This is a genomic window from Deefgea chitinilytica (genome assembly GCF_016881405.1).
GTDB lineage: Bacteria > Pseudomonadota > Gammaproteobacteria > Burkholderiales > Chitinibacteraceae > Deefgea > Deefgea chitinilytica.
Genome location: NZ_WOFE01000004.1, coordinates 66,495 through 92,181 on the forward strand (window position 1 = coordinate 66,495; position 25,687 = coordinate 92,181).

The window sequence follows — 25,687 nt, forward strand, 5'->3', positions numbered from 1 at the left end:
GTTATTTTCAATATCACCGGAGATGAGCAATGCATAAAAATTTATTGGGATCCATGTTTTTGGTTGCTGGTTTGTTGCTAGGGCAAGTTGCACACGCAGAGCAGGCGGCTGCCGATGAAGTGATTATGAGTGTTGCTGAATTTGAAAAAGAGCAAGCCGTTGTGGTTTCTGTGGATCTGGCAACGCGTAGCGTGGTTTTAGCGATGCAAAATGGTCGTACGCTCGAGTTTGATGGTATTGATGCTAAAGTCGCTTTAGATCAAGTTAAGCCTGGTGATCTAGTGAATGTAGCGGGTTCACAAGCCATTGTATTGATGCTACATAAAGGCGGTGCGGGCATGCGCAGTATCGTTGAGACCTCAGGCCGAGATGCGACGGCCAATGGCGTAGGTACTGTGATTACACGCACAGTTCGCAATGATATTGTTAGCGTTGATCTAAAAAAAGGTGAAGCAGTTGTGCGTAATGTGCCAGGTGAATTTATTACGATTCCTGTACCAAATAAAGACTTGTTGGCGAGAGCTTCTGCGGGCGATCAATTGCTGATTGTGACTCGTATTAAGGCGGTTGTTTGGGGGCAGTAATTTAATAAATTTCAAAAATTGAATGAAAAGCCTGTGCCAATAGCACGGGCTTTTTTTTACCTAGCAATTTCAACATGATAGCCAAGCTTGTTCTATAACTAAACTCTGCCATCGGTGTGAAAGACTATTCTGGGTATTCTTATGAAGACAATAAAATATATGGCTTGTGTGGCAATACTCATGCTGTTTATTGCGGGCTTGTTACGTGCGGAGGTTCTTGAAACGATTGCGCTGCGGCATCGTTTGGCTGATCAAGTATTACCTGTATTGCAAGCGACATTTCCGCAGGCGAGGATTCAGGCTTTTTATGGCACTTTGATCGTCGCAGCACCCGATGCACAAAGCATGACCAACATCAGGCAATTGCTTCAGCAGTTGGACATGCCGTTGCAAAATTTAATCGTGACCGTTGAGCAGCGCAGCAGCAACCGTGATGCTCAATCTGGGATTGAGGCTCAAGGCCGTGTCATTCTCCGCAATGGCGACGTCGATGCAAGTGGGCGTATCACGCTTCAAGATCAGCAATCGCAAGTTCAGCGTTCTAGTGTGCAGACTTTACGTCTCCTCGATGGCGCGGAGGGCTTTATTCAATTAGGGCAGCAGCGCTTTATTCCCCAATTGAGTTTTATTTATCGGCCAGATTATTCCATCAGCCATTTTGGCGGTGTGTGGCAGAGTGCAGGAACTGGTTTTTATGTGGCCCCACGTCGAATCGGTGAAACAGGCGTGACTCTACAATTGATGCCACAGCAACGGCGATTCGTTGGTGCTAGAGGGACTGAAGGGCAGTCTGTGTTCAGTGAAGTACAAGGGCAGCTAGGGGAATGGCTGCCGATCGGTGAGACTCGGCAACAACAAGCAAGCAATGATAGCGGCTTGTTATCGCGTTCATCTGGCCGCCTTGAGCAAACTTATAGCGTTTGGGTTAAGGTTGAGCTGCCTAAGTAAGCTTGAATTCTGACTTATTGGCTCGTGTTGTTTTGTCTTCGCGCTTTGCCCGCACGAAGTCGCTCCCAATACTGGCTGCGGAGCGCGAAATCTTCCGAAGGCTCAAGCCAAATAATTTTGTCATCCTCTTTGAGGTGACCGGCAAGCAAGGTGTTTGGTAGCCCTTGGCGTCGACTGAGCGCAGCACTGATGTTTTTCTCTAGTGTGAAATTAATCCACTGCTCTGCGAGCGATTTGTTTTTTGCTGCAACGGTGATTCCCCAGCAATCCAGCCATGCTAAAGCGCCTTCCTTGGGAATAATATAAGCAATATCTGAATTGGTTTTCTGTAATTGCTTGAGTTGTTGCTGGCCGTAATTGGCAAACATCAAAGCCGCTTTATGTTTTAAAAACATTCGAATACTCTCTTCTGGGCCAGTATAAAACATAGGGTTTTGCGAGCGCAGTTGTAATAATTTTTTGACCGTTTTACTCATTTCATCGTTGGAAAGCTGAAATGGATTACTGAATTCGAGCAACAGAGCAGCTAGGCTAAAATTATGATTGCTACCGTCATACAGGATGATTTTCCCTTTGTTTTCTGGCTGCCATAAAGCACTCATGGACGTTGGTGCTGTTTTAAACTGCTTCGAGTCATAAATTAAGCCCATTTCTGAATAAGTAAATGGAATACCATAAAGATTGCCATTGTGAACTAAGCCAGCAATCTTTTCCGTTTCTCTAAAGCGAGGTAGTTGATTTTTAATATTGCTGATCTTGTTGATTTTAATTGGCGCAGCAATATCATGGCTGATATAGCGTTGTAATTCTGCGGTATTGGCGGCGAAGACATCATAATCAGCACCGTGATTTTTGCTCAGCTTTTCCCATAATTCATCATCGCTTTCAACAAAACTGACCTCAATGCGGACATCGTGATCCCGCTCGAACTCTGCCACCCAATCGGCATCGGCGTACCCATGCCAAGCGATGATTCTGAGTACATCGTCGGCCGCCCATACCGCTTGCGTAAGCTGCACGATAATAAACAGTACTGCTCCGAGTTGATTTAAGGTTTTCATATGCAGAAGACAGTTCTTGGTTGATCTCAAAAATATAGTTGAAAACATCATTTAATCAATGGTTTATTATCTTTGTTGCATATTTATTACGTTCTTGCTTATGGGTGAGCAGGGCGCCAAGGAAGCCGGCAAGATGCGCTCTGAGGGCTGGGACTATGTGGTGAAGGATGGTGACGTGCTGAACTTCCTGTTTAACGTCTAGCTAGTCACCCTATCCCACTGCAGCGTTTGCCAATAAAAGGCTATAAAACAATACCCAGACCCCGCTTCGGCGGCATAAGTATCTACACATCTTTTCCCAAGAACTGCATAGCCGTTGCTTTCAAGGCGGCCAGCTCTTCTGGGGTGTAGGCTTCCATTACTTCGAGCATCGACAGCCATACCCACAGTCCAGCTAATAAGGCTGGGTGTGTGATCGGCTTGCTGCGTTTCACTTGCCGCCCACTCAATTTCATCAAGAATTCTCGCAGTTCTGCCGCTTCCTGCGTTTTTGCCGCCGCAATTTCCCACACCGTGACGCATGCCATACTGCTGACCAACAGCCGCTTGCTGATCGCTAAGGCCGACTCTTGTTGCCACGATTCGAGCTGATGCCCAGCCTGTTTCAATAGCTTGAAGAAGCTCTCAATTTGCCAGCGCCAGTAATACCATAACGCCAGCGTAGCGGCATCCACTTCCGGAAGATTGCTCATCAACAGCCACTGCGCCAGCACTTCGCCTTCGTCCGATACAATACGGCTGACGATCAGTCGCGCCGCCACTGGGGCTCCTGGCTCTTTGGGCTTATAGCCTTTTTTCTGGCTCGGCTTGGCCGCCCGCGTTAAGGTCACCGCTGTTTCGGCGATCCATTGCCAGTGGACTTTGCCCCGATAGGTGATCTGGCGGGTTTTATTAAAACTCAGTGTGTTGGCGACATCCTTGCAGGCCAACTCCTGCCCTGCGTGTTCAACTTTCGGGTTGTCATTCACCCGCACTAACCAGCGGCAACCCGCTGATTCCCAACGCCGAATATGCCCAATCGAATCGCCTTCGCGATCAATCAGATGCACCAAGGGTTTGGCAAAGCCCTGTGCGGCCAAGTGTTCAATGCAGTCGCTGACTTCGTCTAAGTGGGTCTGAACTTGAGGCGCTAACGTCGTTGCGCCATACGTGGCATAACTGCCTTCTGCACTCACCAAACGCTGCGCCACCGGAGCAATCGGCTGGCCAGTTTGATCACTGACGATGAGGCTGGTTTGCAAGTCATAGCCCACATCGGTGGCATGCGTGATGGCGTAAGTATCGGTTTTATTCTCATGCCGATAATGCAGGCGCGACCAATCATGAATGCACAGCGCATACCGGCTGCAATGCTGGGCAATCCCGGCATGGGCGGCGTCGGTGAGTGGTTGCTGCAGTCCTGAGAGCGTAATAGCCTCATTAGCGTAGAAACGCCAAGCCGCCTGTGTACTGGCAAAGCTGTCGATTTTATCGGGCAAGGCCTTAAGGCCTGCGCTCAGACGTGCGCTACCATTCATATGTTCTGCCACCAAACGCTGGTAACGCGCATTAAGACGGGCATCGACGCCCTGTAGTGTTTTTTATAAGCCATACTACATCATGCCAGTTTATGCGTTAAAAGATGTGTAGATACCTATGCTTCGGCGGGGGGGGGCCATGTCGATGCGGTGATGATCTCTAACAAAAAACCGCTCAGTTTGCACTGAGCGGCATCGCAGTAGAGTGGGGCTTTTTACGGGTCAAGCGATGTTATCTGCCTCAGTGCTCCAGTTCGTCGCTGTAAGTGCGCTTGCCTTTTACTTCGAAGGTTGTTGGTGTGGCTGATGCTGCTGGTATGAGGTGACTACGATCTAGGATCGTGTTCAGATCGACCAGTACCCCACCGCCCTTGCTTGAAACGGATGTGCCAAGCGCCAATTCGGCCAGCTCGCGGCGCGATAGGTCAATGTGAGTGCTGGCCTTCGTGCTGGTTTCAGTAATTACGAGTACGCTGTTGCGTAACTCGAGCCGCCAAAGCTGTGGCTCGCCCTCGACAGACATGGTGAAGGCCAGGCGCTTGCCCTCGGCCTTGCTGGGGTTGACGAGGTAGCGCACGAACTGCAGATTTTCCTCTGCTTTGGTTGCCATCAGTTGGTCGAGGCTTGGGGTACCCACAAATGCGCGGATTGTGTCCAGAGTCATTGGTCGGCCCTCGACTTTCAAATTCCCCTCCAGTTGCAGGGCTTCAGTGAGGTAGAAGCCGCGGGCATTCGCCGAACTTGTGCGCTGGCCAAGGGCTCTTGCCGCGTCGGCGCGAATCTTGCGGGCATCGGCATCTTTGGCGTCGAGCTGCAAGAGCAGTGATGTCAGCTTGAGGCTCCAGCGCCAATTTGACAACCCGCCTTTCCTGGTTGCCTCTGCTGCGACTTTGCGCACGGCATTACGACCACCCATCATTTCGACAAACTTGCGGGCTTCTTCATTTACTGATAACGGATTGATCTCGTACACGTCACCATCAAACCACCCGACCGTCCCGTTATATATTTGGCGTACATGACTTTCGACTTGTCCGTAAGCCTCGCGCCCCTGGCGCAAGTGCCTTGGCATGTACAGATTTTCAGCGGCTTCACGCGGCCCCATGCCGCTGGCAATCAGGCGCATTGTCTGGTCGTGAATGAGTTGCACCTGGTCTACGGAACGTTCGATTGCTGCTTGGACGACCTTGTTGCCTTTTAGTGTCGGGCCATGGATATCCAGCAGGACTTCGGCATTTTTGGACTCAACCCAGCGGGCATCGTTGAGAAACGTATCCGGATTACGGAAGGCCCCGCCGCGCAGCGTATAGATGTTGAAGATCGCCCCGGTCACCATCATGTTGGTTATAACCAGACTGTGTCTTGGAAAATAAAACGCGACGCTGTCACCCGTGTCCGTTCTGTTGGGGGCAACCTGCACCGGTTCGCCAGCAACCATGATGTCGAGAACTTTGCCATCTTCGAAAAGGCGATTCGGTGGCTGATAGCCAGACTCGGCGAGCAATTTTTCCGGAAAGAAACGCATCAGGCTCGGAAAGGCATCCGGGCCTGTCAGCGGATGGAATACGCCGAATTGTGCGATTGCTCGTGTCTGGTAAAAGCCACTTTTAATGCTTACACCTTTTGAGGCATTGCGATTGCGGTCAAGGTGTTCATGCCCCCAGATTTCTGTGCCTTGGTCAGCCCAAGCATTGGTGCCGTCGGCATAGTGCCAGTGAGTTAGCAGAATGGCTGCGACTTTGACTTTCTTCCCTAGTGTCTGCTCGAGTAATTCGCGCATTTCTGAGGCCGCGCGGGTGGAATCGCCAGTATCGATGATGATCCAGCCTTCCGGAGCCTGAATGGCGTAACTGCTGGCGATGCCCCAGCCCCGCAGGGCGTAGATATCGGAAGTGACTTTCTCGGCGGTCTTGCTTTCTGTGAGGCCCCAGAGGGCGTTGGCTTCAAGTTGTACGGGGTTAGTAATGGCGCCATTTGGTGCGGTCACCGTTTCCATGCTCAGCGATGGGCTGTGCCAATCCACTGCCGTTTTCGCGGGATGTTTTGCCGCTGCGCCAGCGTTCTGGTGGAAGCCCAGTGCCATGCTTGCCAAAATGGCACAAGCCACCGTGGCTTTGCTGAACTGTGATGTCATAGTTTCGTATCCTTCGTGTGGAGAATGGTTTTCCAGGTAGTAGGCCGTTCATGTGCGAGGGGTTCCCCCGCACGGTCAGCGGCAACGGATGCAATCCGCCCCGCTCAGAACTTGTAATTCATGTTGGCGGCCATAAACAGAATGCCCGCTGGGCGATCATAAGAACCACTTAAATTGCCACGTAAACCTCCAGCGGGGAGCGCGGCTGAGAGATTGGTGTTGAGGGTGCCTGCGTATAAGTATTGCAAGCTGAGCCCCCAGCTCAATGCTTTGCTTTCATTGATTTGGGCGCCCACACCAAAGCGCCAAGTGTCATTGGCGGGAATTGCAGGTGGGATAGCGCTACTATCTTGAAATTCGCTGTCGTATGCGATGCCGCCCATCAGCGTATAGCGTTCAGAGAGCCGATATTGCGTACCTGCGGCAATATGCCAAGTGTCTTTAAAATCGCGTGCGGTGGTGAGGTTACGTGGGTTATTGCTACTAATTCCAATATCCACTTCGCCGAACTTAGACCATTGCTGCCAGCCTAAACTGCCTAGCAGCGCCCATTGTGAGTCTAGCTCGTGATAGATCCCAGCATTAAAACCCTGTGGCACGTTCATGCCGAGGTTGATATTTGCATTTTGCAGGCCGGTTCTTTGTAGACCCGCATTTAACAGAGGTCCAACCCCGCGCCATTGCGGTTGGCTATCAAAATCGAGCTTGATTTGTGAATGGTAATTCAAACCTACACGGGTGCTGGGAGTGAATTCATAGAGCAAACCGAGGTTGGCGCCAAAGCCCCAAGTACTGTCATCCAACTCAAGTTGCCCATCTGCGCCAATGAGATTATTGATGGCGACCTTGGTTTTAAATGAGCTACGCATGGCATTCATTGAGGCGCCCAGCGATAATTTGTCATTGATGCGATAAGCCACAGCAGGCACCACAGAAAGCCCAATCAGAGTGGCCTCTTGGGTGTAGTAGCGGCCAGCCCACGCATCATCATACTGAACTGAGAGACCAAAATTCCCCGTCATTGCTAAGCCCACTTTGAAATCGGGCGATACGCTATGCGAATAGAATAGCCCTCCTCCAGGAAAAAAGCCGGTAGCATTCCCACCGCCATGATTGCCTAGCCGTGCAGAGCTATTCGCCTCATCGACGTTGAATTTAGTGCGACCAAACAGCGCTTGCACACCTAGGGTAACTTGGTCGCCATCCAGTCGCGTCATACCGGCTGGATTGGTGAATACGGTGGCAGCATCTTGCGCGCGCGCTGTATAGCCAGCAGCGGCTAAGCCGACATCGGGGGTGCCTACTTCATATAGTAATAGACCACCAGCTTGAGCGCTGGCTGCAGTAACTGCAGCGATTGCTAGCGCGAACTGGGTGGCTCGCCATACTGGGGTGGATATTTTTTTGCCCATATGAGGTTCTCCCTTTGAAACATTGCCGGAGAGGGAGGGCTGCTCACCTACCGGATCAAATTTGTTACAAGCTTGCTGTGGTAATAAGTAGGCAAGCCATCGCAGTGCTAGCGATGGCTTCTCTTGTTATGAAATAGGGGTGTTTGATGCATTGACTGAGTGGTTCGTAGGAATTTAGTTTCATCTATATTTTTACTTAGTCTTTGGCCACCCACACAACCGTAATTACCCCGTCGTATCGTGATACGGCGGGGTATCTAGCCTTGTTTAGTCGTCGTGTTCTACGATATCAACGACTTCAAATGGCTTAGGTGCAACTGATTTTTTCTTCGGTGCTGTGCCTGGCATGATTTCAAAATCAGGAGTGAATTGAACAAGTGTTGCACGTAATTTGTCAAAGCTGCTGCGATCACCATCAAACTTCGCTTTGCCTGCACTGATCAAGTCATCAAAGCTGGCTCGTCCCATCATGACCTGATTCAGGTCTTCGCGGTTCACGGTAATTGTCAAGCTTGGCTTGTCACTTTGGAAGCCTTTGATCGTGGTCAGTGTGGCGTTGCTCAGTTCAACCACAAATTTTTCGCCATTATCCGGAGTGACTAAGTTGATGGTGAACTTCAATCCTTCAGCTTTTCTCGGGTCGAGGCTGATGGCGATGAAATCTAACCATTGTTCGGTTGACATTGCGCGGATCGTGTCAGGTCCAGTACTGCGAGGTGGGGTGCCGCCTGGAAGGCCATTGCGGAGCTCATAAGCACCTTGCAGGAATACGTTACGTACGCTGGTACTTTCAGCGCGGTAACCGAGTTGCTCAAACGCATCGGCCAGTAGGCGACGTGCAGCTTGATTACGTGGTTCGGCAAAAACCAATTTATTTAGGATTTCAGTGGCTTCTAGGTATTTGCCCTTGGCGATCAATTGCTTGCCTTTGGCGATGATTTTGGCTGAGCCGCCCATCATCTCTACATACAGTGGTGCAGAATCTTTCGGTGACAGCGGAATCAGGTTGGTTGGATTGCCATCGAAATGTCCGAGGAAGCGATTGATTACGCCGCGTACATTGTTTTGCACGTCACCGTGATAGCTGCGTACTGACCACTGTTGCTGTAGGCTTTTCGGTACCTGATAAACATTGTGGATTTCGTTGATCGTAACACCTTTGTTGGCGTAGTGCAGCGTTTGATTGTTCAGGTTGGCGTAGGCATCTCGCTGGGCGCGCATCACTTCTTGAATGCGGTCATTACCCCAGCGTGGCCAGCTATGCGAAGCAAACATCACTTCAGCTTCGCCACCGAAGTGATAAAGAGAGTTGTTGATTTCTTTTGACCAGTTCATTGCGTTGCGTACAGCCGCACCGCGAACTGTGTAGATATTATGAATCGTACCGGTCATCACTTCGGCAGCCCAGAATGCTTTGAAGTCAGGGAACCAAGTGCTCATCTGTACTGGTGCTTCTGTGTCCGGCTGGTTTTGAAACACCATTTTAACGCCATCGACTGTGATTTCTTCGAAATCTTTGCTCACCAACACATTGGGCGCGATCAGCCCGATATTGCCGGAGGCGACATTTTTGCCAATGGCTTGGTCAACGTGGCCGTTGGGGTGGCGGTCTAGCAGCATGGAGTATTGCCACTGTAGGCGGCGATTCATCGCATTGCCGGCAAAGACGTTTTCTGCAATCGCTTTATCCATGAATCCTTCGGGGGCGATCACTTTGACTTTGCCGCTTTCTACGTCTGCTTCATCGACGACACCACGTACGCCGCCGAAGTGATCTCCGTGTGAGTGTGAGTACACCACACCAACGACTGGGCGCTTACCAAGTTGCTCGTTGATAAATTTCAGCGCCGCGCGGGCGGTTTCTTTCGCGGTCAGCGGATCGAACACAATCCAGCCAGTGTCTCCCTTAATGAAGGTAATATTGGCAAGATCAAAACCGCGTACTTGGTAGATGCGGCCTGGCAGAACTTCGTAGAGCCCATAGGCCATATTGAGAATGGCTTGACGCTGCAGCGATGGGTGGATCGATTCAAAATCTTTGCCGGTCAAAAGCCAGCCGTAGCTGCCCATGTCCCATGCGACGTTGCCGGCGTCGGCCATGATTTTGGTAAAGTCAGGTTCAGCGATAAAGCCACGCTTAGCTTCTTCGAAGTCACGTTTGTCTGCAAAGGGGAGCTTTGCTTCTAAACCTTTGCGTAATTCGAGTGTAAATGTTGATGGCGGTTTGCCGAGTGGGTCGAAATGTTTCGCTGCGCTAGCACCCTTGTCGGCAGGCTTGAGGACCGCGCCCGGTTGAGCTGCGCTGACCAGTGCTGGGAGTAAGCCTGCGACTAAAAAAGCTGCGCGGATTTGGCGGCTTAAAGTATTGTTCATGAGGAGCCTCTTTAATTTTGGTTTTAAAGTTGTGTATCTCGGTGCAACGTTGCTGAGTGTTTAAGTTAGGGTTTAGAGTTCGGCTTCGATGGTCTACCTAGCGTAGCATACTTAGCGCATTTTCTTTTGAAAACGGCTTGAGTATGAGCTTGGTTGATTTGGATCAATAACTTGTAAAATAAAACTTGTCTATGAAATTTTTACGTCAGAACGAGTTCAGAGTTTACAAAATTTGGCTTTGGCTTGCCACCCGTTGATCGTTTTTTCCGTCGCTATTTATTCAGCTCGTTGAGTTTGAGTTGACCGTCTTGGCAGCTTAAGTAACCTCCCACGCCGTCTTTCCAATCAGGTAATACCCAGCGAACGCCATTGTCGTGCTGATGTTGAGCGGGGCGATGGGTATGGCCATGAATTAAGATTTTGGCAGGGCTGCGTTTCAATTCGGTTTCTATGGCTGCCGGATTGACGTCCATGATGGCTTTGTTTTTGAACTGATTGGCTTTTTTGGATTTTTCTCTGAGCTTGTTGATTTGCTTGTCGCGAATTTTTTGCGGCAAGTTGAGCCAGATAAATTGAACAATTCGATTGTGCGCGATTCGGCGGTAGCGTTGGTAGGCAATATCGTCAGTGCAATATAAATCACCGTGCGCCAAGATGATTTTTAAGCCTTGTAGCTCAATGACCGTTGGATCGGGCAATAGCGTGAGTTGTGCGGCACGAGCAAAACGTTTTTTGGTCAGTAGGTCACGATTGCCGGCCATAAAGAAAACTTGGACACCGCTTTGGGCAACGGCGGCAATCTGCTCGACTTGCTCAGCATAAAATGCATCGCTCAATTGGTCGTCACCAAACCAGTATTCAAATAAATCCCCTAGTATATAAAGACGTTCCGCCTCTCGTGCCGTCGTGCGCATGAATTGTTGAAAGGCTAGAACAGTAGCCTCATCGTTGGGCGAGAGATGCAGGTCGGAAATAAAGTAGCTAGGTCGAGTCATGAATATACTGATCAGTTGAACATAAAAAAAGCGCAGGCTGAGCTGCGCTTGGCGAGTTTGGCTGCTAATTAAGCGAGCACTTCAGCGCTGATGATGACCACATCGGTTTTGGGTACGTCTTGGTGAAAACCATTGCTGCCGGTTTTTACTTTTTCGATTTTATCCACGACGTCTTGCCCTTCGATGACAGTACCAAATACTGCATAGCCCCAGTCTTGGGCTCTTTTATCGTTGCGGTGGTTGAGGAAATCATTGTCAGCCGCATTGATAAAAAATTGCGATGATGCTGAATGTGGCTCAGGCGTGCGCGCCATGGCGATGGTGTAAATGTCGTTCTTCAAGCCATTGTTGGCTTCGTTTTGAATCGTTGGGTGCTTGTCTTTCTTTTCTTTCATGCCCGGCTCAAAGCCACCACCTTGGATCATAAAACCATCAATGACGCGGTGAAAGATCGTGCCATTGTAGTGGCCGGCAGTGGCGTATTGAATGAAGTTAGCGACAGTAATCGGTGCTTTTTCTTCATTGAGTTCCAAAACGATGTCGCCCATGCTGGTGGTGAGTTTTACTTTAGTCATGTCGTTTCCTTGATTAAAAAATTATTTTGCGTTGGCTTTGCTTGCGCTGCTGGCTTTGGTTTTTTCTGCTTTAGCGGCTTTTGCGGCGACTGTTTTTGCAGAAATCAGCACGATTGGTTTTGCCGGCGTATCACCCGGTAGGATGGTGACCGTTGCCATTTGGTCAGCTACTGCCATGCCGCTGATCACCCGACCAAATACGGTATAGCCGTAGCCATCTTGCCCTGGGTAATTTAAAAAGCTGTTGTCTTTATAGTTGATAAAGAATTGGCTGGTGGCTGAGTGAGGTTGACCAGTACGTGCCATCGCGATGGTGCCGCGTTCATTGCCTAAGCCTTTTTCTAGCGCCAGCTTGGCTTCATTTTGAATCGAGGCTTTGGTTGGTTTTTGTTCCATTTGTGCAGTGAAACCGCCACCTTGCGTCATAAAGCCTGGAATCACGCGATGAAAAATGGTGCCGTCATAGTGCTTGCTGTCGACATATTGCAAAAAATTCGCCACCGTGAGTGGTGCGGCTTCGGGATAAAGTTCAACGACAATTTTACCCATGCTGGTATTGAGTTCGACTTGTGGATTGGCGGCAAAAGCCGTCAAACTCGATAGCGCGATGGCTGCGGCAGTGATGAGGCGTTTCATAGTGCGTCCTGCAAAAATGGAAATAGGAACAATCTGCTAATCATATCATGGCTGCAGTGTAGAATTGTCGCCTAAAGGAGAACCCATCATGCTGAAATTACCTTCTGTTGATCAATTGATTACTGAGTTTGATACGGTGTTGCGTACTTTGGCTGCGCCGGCGACCAGTGCGCGCCAACATCCCGACGCCGCACTTGAAGAGGCGGAGTTAAGCGAAGCAGAAAAAACACATGCGGCCGGCTTGATGCGGGTGAATCATTGTGGCGAAGTCTGCGCTCAAGCCTTATATCAGGGGCAGGCGCTCACCGCGCGCGATCCGGCGGCACGCGACGCGCTGAAGCAGGCCGCACAGGAAGAAGTCGAGCATTTGGCGTGGACTGAGCGCCGCTTGGCTGAACTAGGTAGCCATCGTAGTTTATTGAATCCTTTGTGGTACGCCGGATCGTTTGCAATGGGGGTGACCGCTGGGGTGATTGGCGATAAGTGGAATTTGGGTTTTTTGGCTGAAACTGAGCGACAAGTAACCGCGCATTTGGAAAGTCATCTGAGCCAATTGCCGGAGCAAGATGCTAAAAGTCGCGCCATTGTGACTCAGATGGCGATCGATGAAACCAGCCACGCTGAACAAGCGGTCGCCCTGGGGGCTGCGCCATTGCCCTTGCCCGTGGTGCAGTTGATGACGGCCACGTCAAAAGTAATGACGGGCTTGTCGTATCGAATCTAGTACTGTCTGATTGGCTAGGGTATTTCTCTATAAGCTTTGTTTAGATTTGATTATGGGGAGATACCCTTTTTTTATTGGCTTTGGTTTTGTTCGGTGTTGTTGTGCTATTGGTCGTCTGAAGCCAGTTGCACGCAATTAAAAATACCGACGTTTTAGTGTAATAGTACCTTGTTGATTACTGTCAATGTGTGTTCGTAAGCATGGTGGCACTCTAGTCCTGACGCAATAAATCTTTATCGGGTGGCATAAAGACCTGCGCATTTTGATGACTGGGGGTCATGATGGCTAAGAATCGGTGGTTGATGGCAGCAGCGGGGGTCGGAATTCATATTTCGATTGGTTCTGTGTATGCATGGAGTGTGTTTTCAAAACCTTTGATGGCACAAATGGGGTGGAGCTTGAAAGAAGTTGGCTTCACTTTTGGCTTGGCCATTTTCATGTTGGGTATGTCAGCGGCGGTGATGGGGCATGTGGTTGAAAAACGCGGCCCACGTTTTTCTGGCACGGTATCCGCTGTATGTTGGTCTTTGGGTTTGCTGGGTGCGGGCTTTGCTGTTTCGATCGGTAACCTTTGGCTGCTGTATTTATGCTACGGCGTATTAGGGGGCGTGGGTTTGGGAACGGGTTATGTAACGCCGGTTTCAACGCTGATGAAGTGGTTCCCTGACCGTCGTGGTTTGGCAACGGGTTTGGCAATTATGGGCTTTGGTTTTGCCTCATTCTTTGGTGCTCCGCTGATGGCGAAGTTGATTCAATCGGTTGGGATTGCCAATACGTTTTATACCTTGGGTTTGATTTATGCGGTGGTGATGTTGTCATCAGCGCGCTATCTGGAGCCGCCACCTGCGGGCTGGAAACCGGCTGGTTTTGAAGATAATCTAGCCAGCGGCAAAGCCAAAGTGGCGATGGACTTGATGCCGATGACGGCCAATGAAGCGGTGAAAACCAAACCATTCTATGGCTTGTGGATCATGATGTTTATTAACATCACTTGTGGTATTGCGGTGATTTCTGTGGCATCACCGATGACACAGGAAGTGACTGGAATGAGTCCGTTAGCCGCCGGTGCTGTTGTGGGCTTGATCGGATTGTTTAATGGCGGTGGTCGTCTGGTATGGGCTACATTGTCAGATTATTTGGGGCGTCCAAGCACATACATCACATTTTTTACCATTGAAGTGGTCGCGTTTTATTTCTTACCTTCGATGCGCGATGCTTTGGTGTTCCAAGCGGTGCTGTATCTGATTATGACTTGCTACGGTGGCGGTTTCTCGACCTTGCCAGCCTATATCGGTGATTTGTTTGGTACGAAGCAAGTTAGCGCAATTCACGGTTACGTGTTAACCGCATGGGCGATGGCGGGCTTGGTGGGATCATCATTTGCGTCATTCTTGCGCGAAGCGACGGGCAGCTACGCCGCGATGACGGTGGTGTTCTCTGGAATCTTCTTATTTGCCTTGGCGGTGTCGATTGCAATGAAAGTATTTGTTAATCGTGAGTTGGCGAAAAAACAAGCCGGCGTTGCGAATGTGGCTTTTGGCACGGCGCAATAATCGGGTAAATTTGATATGACGCAAAAGAGCCGAATTCTCGGCTCTTTTTCGTTAGGATTTGGTAATTTTGTGCGTTTATTTTAATGGCATGAAGCCTAGAATATGATTTCCGCATGTCTCGTTGGTACTCAATAAATGGCCGCCTCAAATATTTTAAGTCCTGATCATCTTGTGAATTATATTGACGACGCTGCCGTCACTAAAGTGGCGTTGCGTCCGCCACGTTTGTTGGTGATGGCGTTTTTGGGCGGCATTTTTATTTCGCTCGGTGCTTTGTTGGCCGTCGTGGTGGCAGGTGGTGCAACGCAACTGCTCGCAGAAAATCCGGGTTTAGATAAATTATTGTTTGGCGCGGTTTTTCCGATTGGTTTTATTGCCGTCGTGTTAACCGGCGCTGATTTATTTACGTCTAATTGCGCGACGCAAATGGTGCCTTGGTTTCGCCGTAAAGTGAAATTGCAGGAGGTCGTTCGCGTCTGGGGCGTATCTTATTTGGGTAATCTGATTGGTGCTTTATTTGCGGCTTGGGCTTTTGCCTATATGACCGGATTACTCACTCCCAGTCAGCCTTGGACTGCGTATATTATTCATTTGGCCGAACATAAAGTGCATCAACCCTTTCAGGTGGTGTTTATGAAAGGGGTGTTGGCTAATATGTTGGTTTGTGTCGCGGCATGGCAAGGGTATTCTGCCAAAGATACCTTGGGGCGGATGGTGGGAATTTGGGCGCCAGTGATGACTTTTGTTGCACTGGGAATGGAGCACAGTATTGCTAATTTATTTTTTGTGCCAGCGGCGATGCTCGCAGGGGCGGATATTACTGTAGTTGATTTTGCGACTCATAACTTATTACCGGCAACGCTGGGTAATATTGTTGGCGGCGCTTTGCTGATCGGCTTGCCTTATGCTTGGTTGTATTCTGAAACCGATGGCAAGGTCACTACACCGACGGATATCGATTTACCATGAGCAATCAAGCTGCCACTGGTTTAGAACCAAGTCGTTACCATCCATTATCGATTTTGCTGCACTGGCTGACGGTGTTGTTGGTGCTGGGTATTTTATTGTCTTTGGGTTTGGCGCACTGGTTGGGGCGAGGGCATGCGGGTTTTGCGCCCTGGATGCAAACACATTCGCTGCTGGGACAAGCGACTTTTGTGGTGAGTATGTTGCGTTTGTTGGTGCTGAATTTTTATGGCGCCCCTCCGCCTTGTGGTGTGGATGAGGCGCAGCTTTTGGTGGCAAAGATTATGCATGCGCTGCTGTACGGACTGATTGGCTTTTTGGCGTGTAGTGGGATTTTGCTCAGTATTGCATATTTGGCGGGGCAAACGGTTTGGGGTTTCGCAATACCAATGACTTTGAATCCTGCTGCCATGGGCTTGATTCGGCAATTGCATGGTTTGGTGGCGATGGGCTTTATTTTTATTGCATTCGCGCATGGACTCTATGCCACCGCGATGCACTATTTTGCAGGGCAGGTCGCGTTGCGTCGTTTGGCTGTACGAGATTTAAGCGTGGTGGATGCGATTGTGGCGCCGCAGATTGATGTGCACTACATCCAATTAGAGCAGGAGCAAGCCTAGTCGGCAGCTATGGTTAAATCGGTCAATCAACGCTTTGTGGCAATCATTGCTGGTGCGGTGTTGTCTTTGCTGCTGATTGGTCTAATCGGGGTGTTGAGTACGCGGCAAATGGCCGATGAGCTTGAATATACCGATGAAAGCATTATTCGTAGCTTGGCCATATTGTCTGGGATTGAGCGCGACTTTTTATTGATTCGCGTTAATGCGCTGTATCACCTATCTTATTCCGAAGTTTCTAAAAAAGAACCGCACGAAGCAACCATTCGGCACAATATTGCTGAAACACAAAACTTGCTTGACGAGTATCGGCGCACCTTGGTGGTGAATGCGCGCGACAAAGAGCTCATTGAACAGGATATTCGCTTGTTTAATGTGTATCTAGCGGCCTTAGAAAAGGTTCTGGCGCATTCGAATGCCAATCAGAACGAGGCTGCGGTCGTCGTGGTCGAAAGTGAATGGAAACCCGCAGGAGAGAGTTTAACGTCAGCCTTGGCGCAACATGCTCATTTTAAAGAGCAGTTTGTTGAGCAAGCGGTGCAGCGTTCTATGCAATCGGGCCGACGTCAGACTTGGGTGATTGTTTTGCTCACCGTCTTGGGTGTGCTAGGCGTGGTGGTGGCGGCGTATTTCTTTCGTAAAAGCCTTGTGGCCACCTTGCCTCCGCGCTAGCATCAATTTGGTTTTTTGCTTAGTTGGCTTCTAACACTTCAAAGTCATGCGTAATCGGCACGACTTGACCCAGCATAATCGATGCCGAGCAATATTTTTCAGCCGACAATTTAATTGCTCGCTCTACCACTTCAGGCTTGAGCCCTTTGCCGGTCACAATAAAGTGCAGATGAATCTTGGTGAAGACTTTAGGGTCGACTTCAGCGCGTTCAGCATCCACTTCGACAACACAATCGCGCACGTCTGCGCGGCCCTTCTTCAGAATATGAATCACATCATAGGTTGAGCAGCCAGTCATACCCATCAGCAGCATTTCCATCGGGCGTGGCCCCAGATTACGACCACCACCAGCAGGTGGGCCATCCATTAAGACCGCGTGGCCTGATTCAGACTGCGCTAAAAAGCTAACTTCTTCGACCCACTTAACACGTACTTTCATTTTGCAGTTCTCGCTGACGGGAGGTTAATTAGAAAACGGTCAGCTATTTTAGCGGGATTCCAATTGCGTAGGATAATTTGTGAGTGAACTCACTGCGCCAAAAGCGTGCCACCATTAATCGCATTGCACCAAAGTAGGTTGCCTTACATTGGCTTGTCTGTGATAATCGACAGTGACATTGGGCTTGCTCAGTGTCGTCTCCTCCATCCTCCATTAATTTGGTGGAATTTCGCGCAATCACGGCATGCCTTGGTTGCGTTTTTTTTGTCTCAGACATAAATCTCTTTGCAAATGCATTTGACAGAGTGGCATTTTACCCGCTACAATCCGCGACTTTCTCAAATTCAAAAACGTGGACTAGCAGTCATGAAAACCTTTTCTGCCAAGCCGCACGAGGTGAAGCGCGAGTGGTTCGTTGTGGACGCCACAGACTTAGTGCTGGGCCGTCTCGCAGCCGAGATCGCCAAACGCCTGCGTGGCAAACATAAAGCTGAATACACTCCGCACGTCGATACTGGCGACTACATCGTTGTGGTAAACGCAGACAAGCTCCGCGTTACTGGCGACAAAGCTGCATCGAAAAAGTACTACCGTCACACTGGTCACCCAGGCGGTATTTACGAGCGTACCTTCACTGAAATGCAAAACAAATTTCCTGGCCGTGCGTTGGAATTTGCTGTTAAAGGCATGTTGCCAAAAGGCCCATTGGGTTACGCAATGATCAAGAAAATGAAAGTTTATGCCGGTGGCGAGCATCCGCACACTGCGCAAGAACCTAAAACTCTTGCTCTCTAAGCGATCGCAAAACTTAAAGGAATTGCATCATGGTAGGTAAATACAATTATGGTACTGGCCGTCGCAAGAGCTCTGTAGCTCGTGTGTTCTTGGCTAAAGGTACTGGCCAAATTATCGTTAACGGCAAAGCATTAGATAACTACTTTGCTCGTGAAACTGGCCGTATGATCGTTCGTCAACCACTCGTGTTGACTAGCAATTTAGAAGCTTTCGACATCATGGTAAACGTGGTTGGTGGCGGCGAATCTGGCCAAGCTGGCGCGGTTCGTCACGGTATCACACGTGCTTTGATCCAATATGATGCAGCGTTGAAATCAACGTTGAAATCAGCGGGTCTGGTTACTCGTGATGCTCGTGAAGTTGAACGTAAGAAAGTTGGTCTGCGCGGCGCACGTCGTCGTAAACAATTCTCTAAACGTTAATTCGTTTTGGATTGTTGGATCAAAAAGCCATCCTGCGGGGTGGCTTTTTTGCGTTTGGGCGTAAGAATTCAGCTGTGTTTTCCCCTCTACAGCTCACACTTCACTGCTTTTTTGCTTTATTATCGCAATCATATTTTCAACAGGATAAAGAGCATGATTAAGGTTGGCATCGTTGGCGGTACTGGATACACAGGGGTTGAATTGCTGCGCTTATTGTCGCGCCACCCGGATGTTGAGCTCAAAGCCGTGACTTCACGTAAAGAAGCCGGCATGAAAGTCGCCGAGATGTTCCCTAGTTTGCGTGGTCGTGTTGAGATTGCTTTTTCCACGCCAGAAGAAGCCAAGCTGACTGAGTGCGATGTGGTTTTCTTTGCTACGCCACATGGCGTTGCGATGGCGCAAGCGCGTGAGTTGCTTGATGCGGGCGTCAAAGTCATCGATTTGGCCGCCGATTTCCGCTTGAAAGATCCGGTTGAGTTTGAAAAATGGTACGCAATGGAACACAGCTGTACCGATTTGCTCGCTGAGGCCGTGTACGGTTTACCAGAAGTAAATCGCGCAGCAATCCAAAAAGCGCGTTTGATTGGCATGGCGGGTTGTTACCCAACTTCAGTTCAGCTTGGTCTATTGCCATTGATTGAAAATGGCCTGCAACTCATTGAAACGACAGGCATTATCGCCGACTGCAAATCGGGTGTTTCCGGTGCTGGCCGTAAAGCCGAAGTGGGTACCTTGTTTGCTGAAAGTAGCGATAATTTCAAAGCCTATGGCGTTAAAGGCCATCGCCATTCACCAGAAATCATGCAAGGTCTGTCGGCGATTCACGGTGCTCCAGTGCAATTGACATTTGTGCCGCATTTGACGCCGATGATCCGCGGTATTCATTCCACAATTTATGCGCGTTTGACCGAAGCGGGTAAAGCAGCAGATATCCAAAAATTGTTCGAAGATCGTTTTGCGGGTGAGCCGTTTGTCGATGTGATGCCAGCGGGGTCTTGCCCTGAAACGCGTTCGGTACGTGGCAGTAATACGGCACGTATTGCCGTGCATCGCCCAGGCAATGGCGATTTGCTGGTGATACTGGTCGTCGAAGACAATCTGGTTAAAGGTGCGTCAGGTCAATCAGTGCAAGTGATGAACTTGATGTTTGGTCTGCCAGAGCAGCACGGTCTTGATGTTGTGCCGCTACTACCTTAAGCAATAATGCCAATCAAACGCCTCTATCGTTTGCAGCGGGCGCGGCTGACCGCCACGCCCTTGGCGTTGCGACCGCAATTGGGTTTCAAAGCAAGACTGCTTCGTTATCTGATATTGCTTGGGGTATTGCTATTAGCGGCTTATATTGGAATGCGTTACGGGCAATACCAGCAAGAAATGGCTTTGGCCAAAAATGCGCAAGCGAAGCAAAATCAAATCCAAAGCAATCAACAGCGACTGGCTACGTTAGAACAAGAAAAGGCCTTGTTGACGCAGCAGTTGACTGTGATTGGGGCAGAGCGCGATGCACTTAAGCGTGATTTATCGACGCTGCAACAAGATGCCGCGGTGACTCGTGAAACGCTGTCTTTTTTTGAATCCTTATTACAAAGCAATGATCGTAGTCGTTTGGCGAGTTTTGTCGCTTGTGATCTGCAAATGCGAGCTACTGATCGACTGGGCTACCGTTTGTTATTGGTGCAAGGAACGGATAAAACGACGGAATTATCAGGCCGCTTGTTGCTGAGTTTGCAGTTTGTGGTTGATGGCAAAAAACAAACGTTGACGCTAGGGGATGAGCAAAGCCCGGTATTGGCGGTCAAGCATTATCATCGTGCGGAAGGCGAGTTTAACTTACCGGAAAATGCAGCGGGTCCAATGTTGATGGATGTGCGCTTTGTTGAGGCGGCAGGTAAAAAAGTACTCGCCAGTTGCCAAAAAAAAATCTAAGAGGGGATGTCTGTGTTTAGCAAGAAAAAAGGCAGCACGAAGATTGATAGTTTGATTGGTCAAGGTACGACGGTAACTGGCGATGTAAAATTTGCCGGTGGCTTGCGTGTCGATGGGATTATTATCGGCGACGTGGGTATGGCTGATGAAAAAACGGGCACCTTGGTGGTGAGTGAAAAAGCGCGGATTGAAGGCAAAGTGACGTGTTCGCATTTGATTTTGAATGGCGAAATTCGTGGCCCGATTGAGGTGAGTCACTATGTCGAGCTACAGCCCAAATCGCGAATCATTGGAGATTTGGCGTATAAAACCTTGGAAATGCACCCCGGCGCGATTATTGAAGGGCATTTAGTGCATGTTCACAACGGTAAACGAGAGGAAGTCGCCGCCGCTGATATTCCGCGTGTGGAAGCGAAGTCAGCGCAGTGATTGACCACGCAGGGTGAGAGGCGGATAATAAATCCTATCAATTTAGTCAACTATTATTTGCGGAGCTGTTATGAGCACTGAAACTGAGATGCCAATGCCTTTTATTTTTACCGATAATGCAGCCAGCAAAGTCAATGAATTGATTTTAGAAGAAGGTAATCCTGATTTGAAACTGCGAGTGTTTGTCACTGGCGGTGGTTGCTCAGGTTTCCAATATGGGTTTACTTTTGATGAAATCGTCAACGATGATGACACGCCAATCACTAAAAATGGCGTGACTTTATTGGTGGATCCGATGAGCTACCAATATCTAGTCGGCGCAGAAATCGATTATGTAGAAAGCTTGGAAGGTTCACAATTCACGATTAAAAACCCAAATGCCCAGTCAACTTGCGGCTGTGGTTCATCTTTCTCGGTGTAATTGCGCTGGTAAATTGATCAGAAAAGAGGCGAAAGCCTCTTTTTTTTTGCTCAAGGTGGCGCGTAGGGTACAGTTTGTAGTCGATGTATATTCGCTTGGCTTTTGTTTTACTTGTCTTGTGTTCATATACTGTATCAATATTCGTTTTTTGATTTCGTAATTGCGCAACTCGGGCAATAATGAAAGCTCATTTTTGGGAGTCATATCATGTTTGAATCGGCAGAGTTGGGGCATAAGCTAGACAAAGCGTCATATCAGACTTTTGAGGCCGAGTTGCGGCAAAGTTTATTGTCGATTCAGTATGATTTAAAACAGCGCGCAGATTTTCCGGTAGTAATTTTATTGGGCGGTGTTCCGACTGCAGGCAAAGGGGAAACCGCAAATTTATTGCTTGAATGGTTAGATCCGCGCCATATTGCCACACATGCGTTTGCCGAGCCCACCGATGAAGAGGCTGCTCGACCTCCATTTTGGCGTTACTGGCGAGTCTTGCCGCCCAAAGGCAAGATGGCGATTTTGTTTGGCGGTTGGTACAGCGGCCCGATGTGGGATCATATGCAAGATCAGGCTGATCCTGCCGCTTATGAGCGAGAGCTGGCGAAAATTGTTCGCTTAGAGAAAATGCTGGCCGATGAAGGGGTTTTGGTGCTGAAATTTTGGCTGCACTTGCCCAAAGAACAGCTCAAAAAACGCCTGAAGAAGCTCAGTGCGGATCCACGTACTGCATGGCGCGTTGAAAAATCCGACGAGTGGTTTTTAAAAAATTACGATGAGATGATCGAGCGCTATCGTGATTTATTGCTACGTACTAATTTGGCCGATGCGCCTTGGCGGGTGGTGGAAGGAACTGATGGTAACTATCGAAGTATTTCGGTTGGCCGCCAAATTGAAGAAGCCATTCGGCATCATTTGCAGCGCGCTTCAGTGAAGCAAAATCGGGTCGATGCAGCGCCATTGATGCCCTCGATTGATGGAGTGCGCTTGCTTGATAAATTACCGCTGGATCATGAATTAAGTAAAGAGGCTTATAAAATCCAGCTGGAAGAACTGCAAGGTCGTTTAAATCGTTTAACCCACCATGCCAAATTTAAAAATTTTTCGGTGGTGTGTGTATTTGAAGGGATGGATGCCGCAGGTAAAGGCGGTGCGATTCGCCGGATTACCGCGGCACTAGATGCACGGCAGTACCGCACGATTCCAATTGCCGCGCCAACTGAAGAAGAGCGCGCGCAGCCCTATTTATGGCGCTTCTGGCGTCATTTGCCACCGCATGGGCAGATTACCCTGTTTGACCGCTCTTGGTATGGTCGAGTTTTAGTTGAGCGTGTAGAAGGCTTTGCCAGTCGCGCAGATTGGATGCGTGCGTATGGTGAGATCAATGATTTTGAAGCACAAATTGGTGCGGCCAATGTGATTGTGGTGAAATTTTGGCTGGCGATTAGTAATGAAGAACAACTTAAGCGTTTTAAGGGGCGTGAAGCGATTGAGTATAAGCGCTTTAAAATTACCGAAGAGGATTGGCGCAATCGGGACAAATGGGATGAGTATGTGAGCGCAGCCAGTGATTTAATTGAGCGTACCAGTACCCCTGCTGCTCCTTGGCATTTGATCGGCGCGAATAATAAGTATCACGCTCGGCTTGAAGTATTACGCCATTTATGTGAGCAAATTGAAGCCGCCCTGAATGTGAAAGGGCAAAAATAATGCCACAGGCTTTATCTGCAGCGGCTCTGGAGCAGCTATTTACGCAAGCTCGCACTCATCATCATTGGTTGGCGCGCCCAGTACCGGATGAGCTATTGCATCGTTTGTATGACTTGCTCAAATTTGGCCCAACTTCGGCTAATTCGTGTCCAGCTCGTTTTGTCTTTATCAAGTCCGCAGAGGCCAAGGCAAGATTGCGGCCTTGTTTGTCGGAATCGAATATCGAACAAACGATGGCAGCACCAGTGACGGTGATTGTTGCGCATGATTTAACTTTTTTTGATGATCTGCCCGTTTTATACCCGCGCGCGGATGCGCGCAGTTGGTTTATCAATGGCAGCGCCGAAAAAATTAGCCGAACAGCTTTACAGAGCGCAACACTACAGGCTGCGTATTTGCTCATCGCGGCGCGGAGTTTAGGTTTGGATTGCGGACCAATGGGCGGATTTAATCCCGCTTTAGTTGATGCGGAATTTTTAGCGGATCGTCAGTGGAAAAGTAATTTACTGATTAATTTGGGTTATGGTGATGCGGAGCAATTACAGCCACGTGACCCACGTTTAAGTTTTGCCGAGGCTTGCCGGATAGAATAGTTTTGCGGTGACGATATTTAGCTTTCTAGCCGAAACATGGTTGCAGGCCGTTCAATTTACAGTTGTATTGTGTTGATATGTAGTGGTTGATTTATTCAGGGATTAAAAGACAGCATGGCGGATTGGAGTATTTGGCAAGCATTAGAAGAATGGCGCAATAAGCGGCATGAGCTCGATCCGGTATTTGCCTACGCAGGGGTTGCCCCGGAGCTTGATAGTCAAGCTAATCGAATCGCCCTCGATTTGCGCCGCAGTCCACCAACGCGCCCCTTATTGTCCGGTGACAAAGCCAAAGACGAAGAAGAAGTCGGGCGTTATAACGAGGCGTATTTTCGTCACTATGATGAGCCGCTAGATAAAGTCGAGCAATTATTGCGCCGACCTTGGGTACCGGAAGCGGGGCCGATTGCTGATTTGGTGCGTCAAGAATTAAAACGTATCCGTGACTTAATGCGTGAGCAACCGGGCACGCATCCTCAATTTGATGATTTAGATGGATTGATCCAGCATTATCTGCATTTAGATCATCCGGCGGTCATGATCGATCCCGATGTATTGGCTGCTAGACGTCGAATGTTAATCGATGTGGCTGGATACCCGTTGCAGGTGCAGCACGCATTGAAAGATCCCTATAACGACAGTGTGCCACCACTAGCGAGTAGTCAGTTTCGCGATGTGTTACATGGCAAGATGGCCGAGTATTTGGAACATAAATGGCTGCATTCGCGGGTCATTACGCATTGGTATATCAGTCTTGCTCTCGATGGTGCGCTGGCTCGTAAAAAACGGGATGCAACGGACGATACCCGGATTGCGTCGATGATGAAGCGTCGTTGGCCCGCGCTGTCGATCATCACGCCTGGATTTGATCAGGCCGACCAAGTTTGGTATTTAGTGCTGACATTGATTGCGATTTGTTGTTTGTTTTTTGAGTTTTGGTGGATTGCTGGTGGTTTGATTTTTTGGCTGTACTTATCGGTCGGTGGTCATCAAAGAGAGCGCAAAGAAATCGAAGCCCGTCGCGCTCAGTTGGCTGCGCGAGCAACCAGTATGAAAAATACCCGTGATCGTTTCGCTCAAAATCAAATGACACTCGAGCGTCTATCGTTTCAGTTGCGGCAACTGGATGAAAAAGGTGAGTATTTTGATGATACGGTGTTTGCTTTACTCAGCTTGCATCAGAGCGAAGCTTAGCTTTAATTTTTCGCCGTTGCTAAAGCCAGCGCCAAGCAAGCTGAGCAAGGTTTGAAAAACCATAGTGACGATTGTGGATGTTTGCTCTGCTTGATTAATCTTGTACGCGAATACATAATTTCTTGCTTGGTATATTTAGCTAGTTCTTATTTAGTAAGGGCTAGCTGAATATACTGTCTTCTATACGGTAGTGCCATCGACAAACATCAGTAGCTCGCCTGCTTGCATCGCTGTCCATGTTTCATTGTCGGTCAGTGGCTGTGTCGCAATCATCGCAACTCGGTCGTTGGGGGTGGTTTCGGTCGAGAAATCAACCGCCATATCCATATCTGATAAATGCGCCACCGTGAAGGGCGCTTGTCGCACAATATAATGTAGCGCAGTGCTGCAGTGGGCAAACAGTGTGTCACCGTCCGACAGTAAAAAATTGCAAGTGCCATGCAGCGCTAATTGTTGTGCCAACTGCTTCATCGCCGCATGCAATTGAGCACGATTTGGCATTGCGCTAAATTGCTGTGAAAGCTGGTTCAGTATCCAGCAAAATGCGTGCTCACTATCGGTATTTCCGACGGTTTGAAAACGAGATTGGCCAAGCGCAGGCAAGTCAGTTAGGTTGCCATTGTGAGCGAAAATCCAATATCGCCCCCACAATTCGCGCTGAAATGGATGCGTGTTTGCCAGATTAATTTGGCCTTGTGTCGCTTTGCGAATGTGGGCGATGACATTTTTGCTTTTGATTGGATAGCTACGAACTAAGTCGGCGACGGGGCTGCTGATTGAAGGTAAATAATCCAAAAATAGCCGACAGCCATTGTCTTCAAAAAAAGCGATGCCCCAGCCATCTGCATGTTCATCGGTGAGCCCTCCACGGCAGCGAAATCCTTCAAATGAAAAGACGATGTCGGTTGGGGTATTGCAATTCATTCCGAGTAACTGGCACATCGTCGGCAACCTCTTGATTCTATATATAAAAAGCGTAGACTAAAAATAGCAAGCC

Annotated in this window: 27 protein-coding genes; 17 read left to right on the forward strand and 10 right to left on the reverse strand. The window is 49.1% G+C overall.

The window, feature by feature from the left end; translation table 11 throughout:
- Positions 1-29 precede the first annotated feature (29 nt).
- Together GM173_RS10320 and GM173_RS10325 are read left to right on the forward strand one after the other, a co-directional pair.
- Positions 30-584, forward strand: coding sequence for a hypothetical protein (locus GM173_RS10320; RefSeq protein ID WP_203571301.1), 555 nt, complete (start codon positions 30-32; stop codon positions 582-584).
- A gap of 141 nt (positions 585-725) precedes the next feature.
- A complete protein-coding gene (locus GM173_RS10325) occupies positions 726-1,532 on the forward strand; it encodes a hypothetical protein (RefSeq protein ID WP_203571302.1) in 807 nt (268 codons plus the stop codon).
- A 14-nt stretch (positions 1,533-1,546) separates the two neighbouring features.
- Here the strand turns inward: GM173_RS10325 and GM173_RS10330 are convergent, their stop codons facing one another.
- Positions 1,547-2,593 carry an extracellular solute-binding protein gene (locus GM173_RS10330; protein WP_203571303.1) on the reverse strand — a complete coding sequence of 349 codons (1,047 nt, stop codon included), beginning with the start codon at positions 2,591-2,593 and terminating at the stop codon, positions 1,547-1,549.
- A 100-nt stretch (positions 2,594-2,693) separates the two neighbouring features.
- On the opposite strand from GM173_RS10330, the gene GM173_RS10335 reads away from it, so the two are divergent.
- The gene (locus GM173_RS10335) at positions 2,694-2,795 is read left to right on the forward strand and encodes a DUF933 domain-containing protein (RefSeq protein ID WP_444542499.1); all 102 of its coding nucleotides are present in this window, start codon (positions 2,694-2,696) and stop codon (positions 2,793-2,795) included.
- Positions 2,796-2,877: 82 nt separating this feature from the next.
- Here GM173_RS10335 and GM173_RS10340 read toward each other — a convergent pair whose 3' ends face one another.
- The 7 genes from GM173_RS10340 to GM173_RS10370 all read right to left on the reverse strand — a co-directional run bounded on the left by GM173_RS10340 (position 2,878) and on the right by GM173_RS10370 (position 12,235).
- Positions 2,878-4,110, reverse strand: coding sequence for a transposase (locus GM173_RS10340; RefSeq protein WP_203571304.1), 1,233 nt, complete (start codon positions 4,108-4,110; stop codon positions 2,878-2,880).
- Between the two features lie 241 nt (positions 4,111-4,351).
- Positions 4,352-6,244 (reverse strand): alkyl sulfatase dimerization domain-containing protein, encoded by a 1,893-nt coding sequence (locus tag GM173_RS10345; RefSeq protein ID WP_203571305.1) that lies wholly within the window; start codon positions 6,242-6,244, stop codon positions 4,352-4,354.
- Positions 6,245-6,348: 104 nt separating this feature from the next.
- Positions 6,349-7,656 (reverse strand): OmpP1/FadL family transporter, encoded by a 1,308-nt coding sequence (locus tag GM173_RS10350; protein ID WP_203571306.1) that lies wholly within the window; start codon positions 7,654-7,656, stop codon positions 6,349-6,351.
- A gap of 267 nt (positions 7,657-7,923) precedes the next feature.
- Positions 7,924-10,029 (reverse strand): alkyl/aryl-sulfatase, encoded by a 2,106-nt coding sequence (locus GM173_RS10355; protein ID WP_203571307.1) that lies wholly within the window; start codon positions 10,027-10,029, stop codon positions 7,924-7,926.
- A gap of 272 nt (positions 10,030-10,301) precedes the next feature.
- On the reverse strand, positions 10,302-11,024 hold the full coding sequence (locus GM173_RS10360) for a UDP-2,3-diacylglucosamine diphosphatase (protein WP_203571308.1): 723 nt from the start codon (positions 11,022-11,024) through the stop codon (positions 10,302-10,304).
- Between the two features lie 68 nt (positions 11,025-11,092).
- A complete protein-coding gene (locus tag GM173_RS10365) occupies positions 11,093-11,599 on the reverse strand; it encodes a peptidylprolyl isomerase (RefSeq protein ID WP_203571309.1) in 507 nt (168 codons plus the stop codon).
- Between the two features lie 21 nt (positions 11,600-11,620).
- Complete coding sequence (locus GM173_RS10370) at positions 11,621-12,235, reverse strand: peptidylprolyl isomerase (protein ID WP_203571310.1); 615 nt, start codon at positions 12,233-12,235, stop codon at positions 11,621-11,623.
- An 88-nt stretch (positions 12,236-12,323) separates the two neighbouring features.
- On the opposite strand from GM173_RS10370, the gene coq7 reads away from it, so the two are divergent.
- From coq7 to GM173_RS10395, 5 genes are all read left to right on the forward strand, one after another.
- Positions 12,324-12,959 (forward strand): 2-polyprenyl-3-methyl-6-methoxy-1,4-benzoquinone monooxygenase, encoded by a 636-nt coding sequence (coq7, locus tag GM173_RS10375; protein ID WP_203571311.1) that lies wholly within the window; start codon positions 12,324-12,326, stop codon positions 12,957-12,959.
- A gap of 281 nt (positions 12,960-13,240) precedes the next feature.
- Positions 13,241-14,512 carry an L-lactate MFS transporter gene (locus GM173_RS10380; protein WP_239078481.1) on the forward strand — a complete coding sequence of 424 codons (1,272 nt, stop codon included), beginning with the start codon at positions 13,241-13,243 and terminating at the stop codon, positions 14,510-14,512.
- Positions 14,513-14,647: 135 nt separating this feature from the next.
- The gene (locus tag GM173_RS10385) at positions 14,648-15,481 is read left to right on the forward strand and encodes a formate/nitrite transporter family protein (RefSeq protein WP_203571313.1); all 834 of its coding nucleotides are present in this window, start codon (positions 14,648-14,650) and stop codon (positions 15,479-15,481) included.
- Positions 15,478-16,098, forward strand: a complete 621-nt coding sequence (locus GM173_RS10390; RefSeq protein WP_203571314.1) for a cytochrome b — start codon at positions 15,478-15,480, stop codon at positions 16,096-16,098. Before GM173_RS10385 ends, GM173_RS10390 begins: the two co-directional genes overlap by 4 nt.
- Positions 16,099-16,107: 9 nt before the next feature.
- A complete protein-coding gene (locus GM173_RS10395) occupies positions 16,108-16,767 on the forward strand; it encodes an MCP four helix bundle domain-containing protein (RefSeq protein ID WP_203571315.1) in 660 nt (219 codons plus the stop codon).
- Between the two features lie 19 nt (positions 16,768-16,786).
- Here the strand turns inward: GM173_RS10395 and GM173_RS10400 are convergent, their stop codons facing one another.
- Entirely contained in the window at positions 16,787-17,206 is a 420-nt protein-coding gene (locus GM173_RS10400; protein WP_203571316.1) for an OsmC family protein, read from the reverse strand.
- A 366-nt stretch (positions 17,207-17,572) separates the two neighbouring features.
- On the opposite strand from GM173_RS10400, the gene rplM reads away from it, so the two are divergent.
- From rplM to GM173_RS10445, 9 genes are all read left to right on the forward strand, one after another.
- Positions 17,573-18,001 (forward strand): 50S ribosomal protein L13, encoded by a 429-nt coding sequence (gene rplM, locus GM173_RS10405; protein WP_203571317.1) that lies wholly within the window; start codon positions 17,573-17,575, stop codon positions 17,999-18,001.
- A gap of 29 nt (positions 18,002-18,030) precedes the next feature.
- Complete coding sequence (gene rpsI, locus GM173_RS10410; RefSeq protein WP_203571318.1) at positions 18,031-18,423, forward strand: 30S ribosomal protein S9; 393 nt, start codon at positions 18,031-18,033, stop codon at positions 18,421-18,423.
- 153 nt (positions 18,424-18,576) lie between these two features.
- Positions 18,577-19,620: an N-acetyl-gamma-glutamyl-phosphate reductase gene (argC, locus tag GM173_RS10415; RefSeq protein WP_203571319.1), complete on the forward strand. Its 1,044-nt coding sequence runs from the start codon at positions 18,577-18,579 to the stop codon at positions 19,618-19,620.
- Between the two features lie 6 nt (positions 19,621-19,626).
- Positions 19,627-20,349, forward strand: a complete 723-nt coding sequence (locus GM173_RS10420) for a DUF6776 family protein (protein ID WP_203571320.1) — start codon at positions 19,627-19,629, stop codon at positions 20,347-20,349.
- 12 nt (positions 20,350-20,361) lie between these two features.
- Complete coding sequence (locus GM173_RS10425) at positions 20,362-20,778, forward strand: bactofilin family protein (RefSeq protein ID WP_203571321.1); 417 nt, start codon at positions 20,362-20,364, stop codon at positions 20,776-20,778.
- A 70-nt stretch (positions 20,779-20,848) separates the two neighbouring features.
- A complete protein-coding gene (gene erpA / locus GM173_RS10430) occupies positions 20,849-21,199 on the forward strand; it encodes an iron-sulfur cluster insertion protein ErpA (RefSeq protein ID WP_203571322.1) in 351 nt (116 codons plus the stop codon).
- Between the two features lie 207 nt (positions 21,200-21,406).
- Positions 21,407-22,903 (forward strand): polyphosphate:AMP phosphotransferase, encoded by a 1,497-nt coding sequence (pap, locus tag GM173_RS10435; RefSeq protein ID WP_203571323.1) that lies wholly within the window; start codon positions 21,407-21,409, stop codon positions 22,901-22,903.
- The gene (locus GM173_RS10440) at positions 22,903-23,496 is read left to right on the forward strand and encodes a malonic semialdehyde reductase (protein WP_203571324.1); all 594 of its coding nucleotides are present in this window, start codon (positions 22,903-22,905) and stop codon (positions 23,494-23,496) included. Before pap ends, GM173_RS10440 begins: the two co-directional genes overlap by 1 nt.
- A 114-nt stretch (positions 23,497-23,610) precedes the next feature.
- Positions 23,611-24,690, forward strand: coding sequence for a hypothetical protein (locus tag GM173_RS10445; RefSeq protein WP_203571325.1), 1,080 nt, complete (start codon positions 23,611-23,613; stop codon positions 24,688-24,690).
- Between the two features lie 180 nt (positions 24,691-24,870).
- Here the strand turns inward: GM173_RS10445 and GM173_RS10450 are convergent, their stop codons facing one another.
- Positions 24,871-25,632 carry a class II glutamine amidotransferase gene (locus GM173_RS10450; protein WP_203571326.1) on the reverse strand — a complete coding sequence of 254 codons (762 nt, stop codon included), beginning with the start codon at positions 25,630-25,632 and terminating at the stop codon, positions 24,871-24,873.
- Positions 25,633-25,687 lie beyond the last annotated feature (55 nt).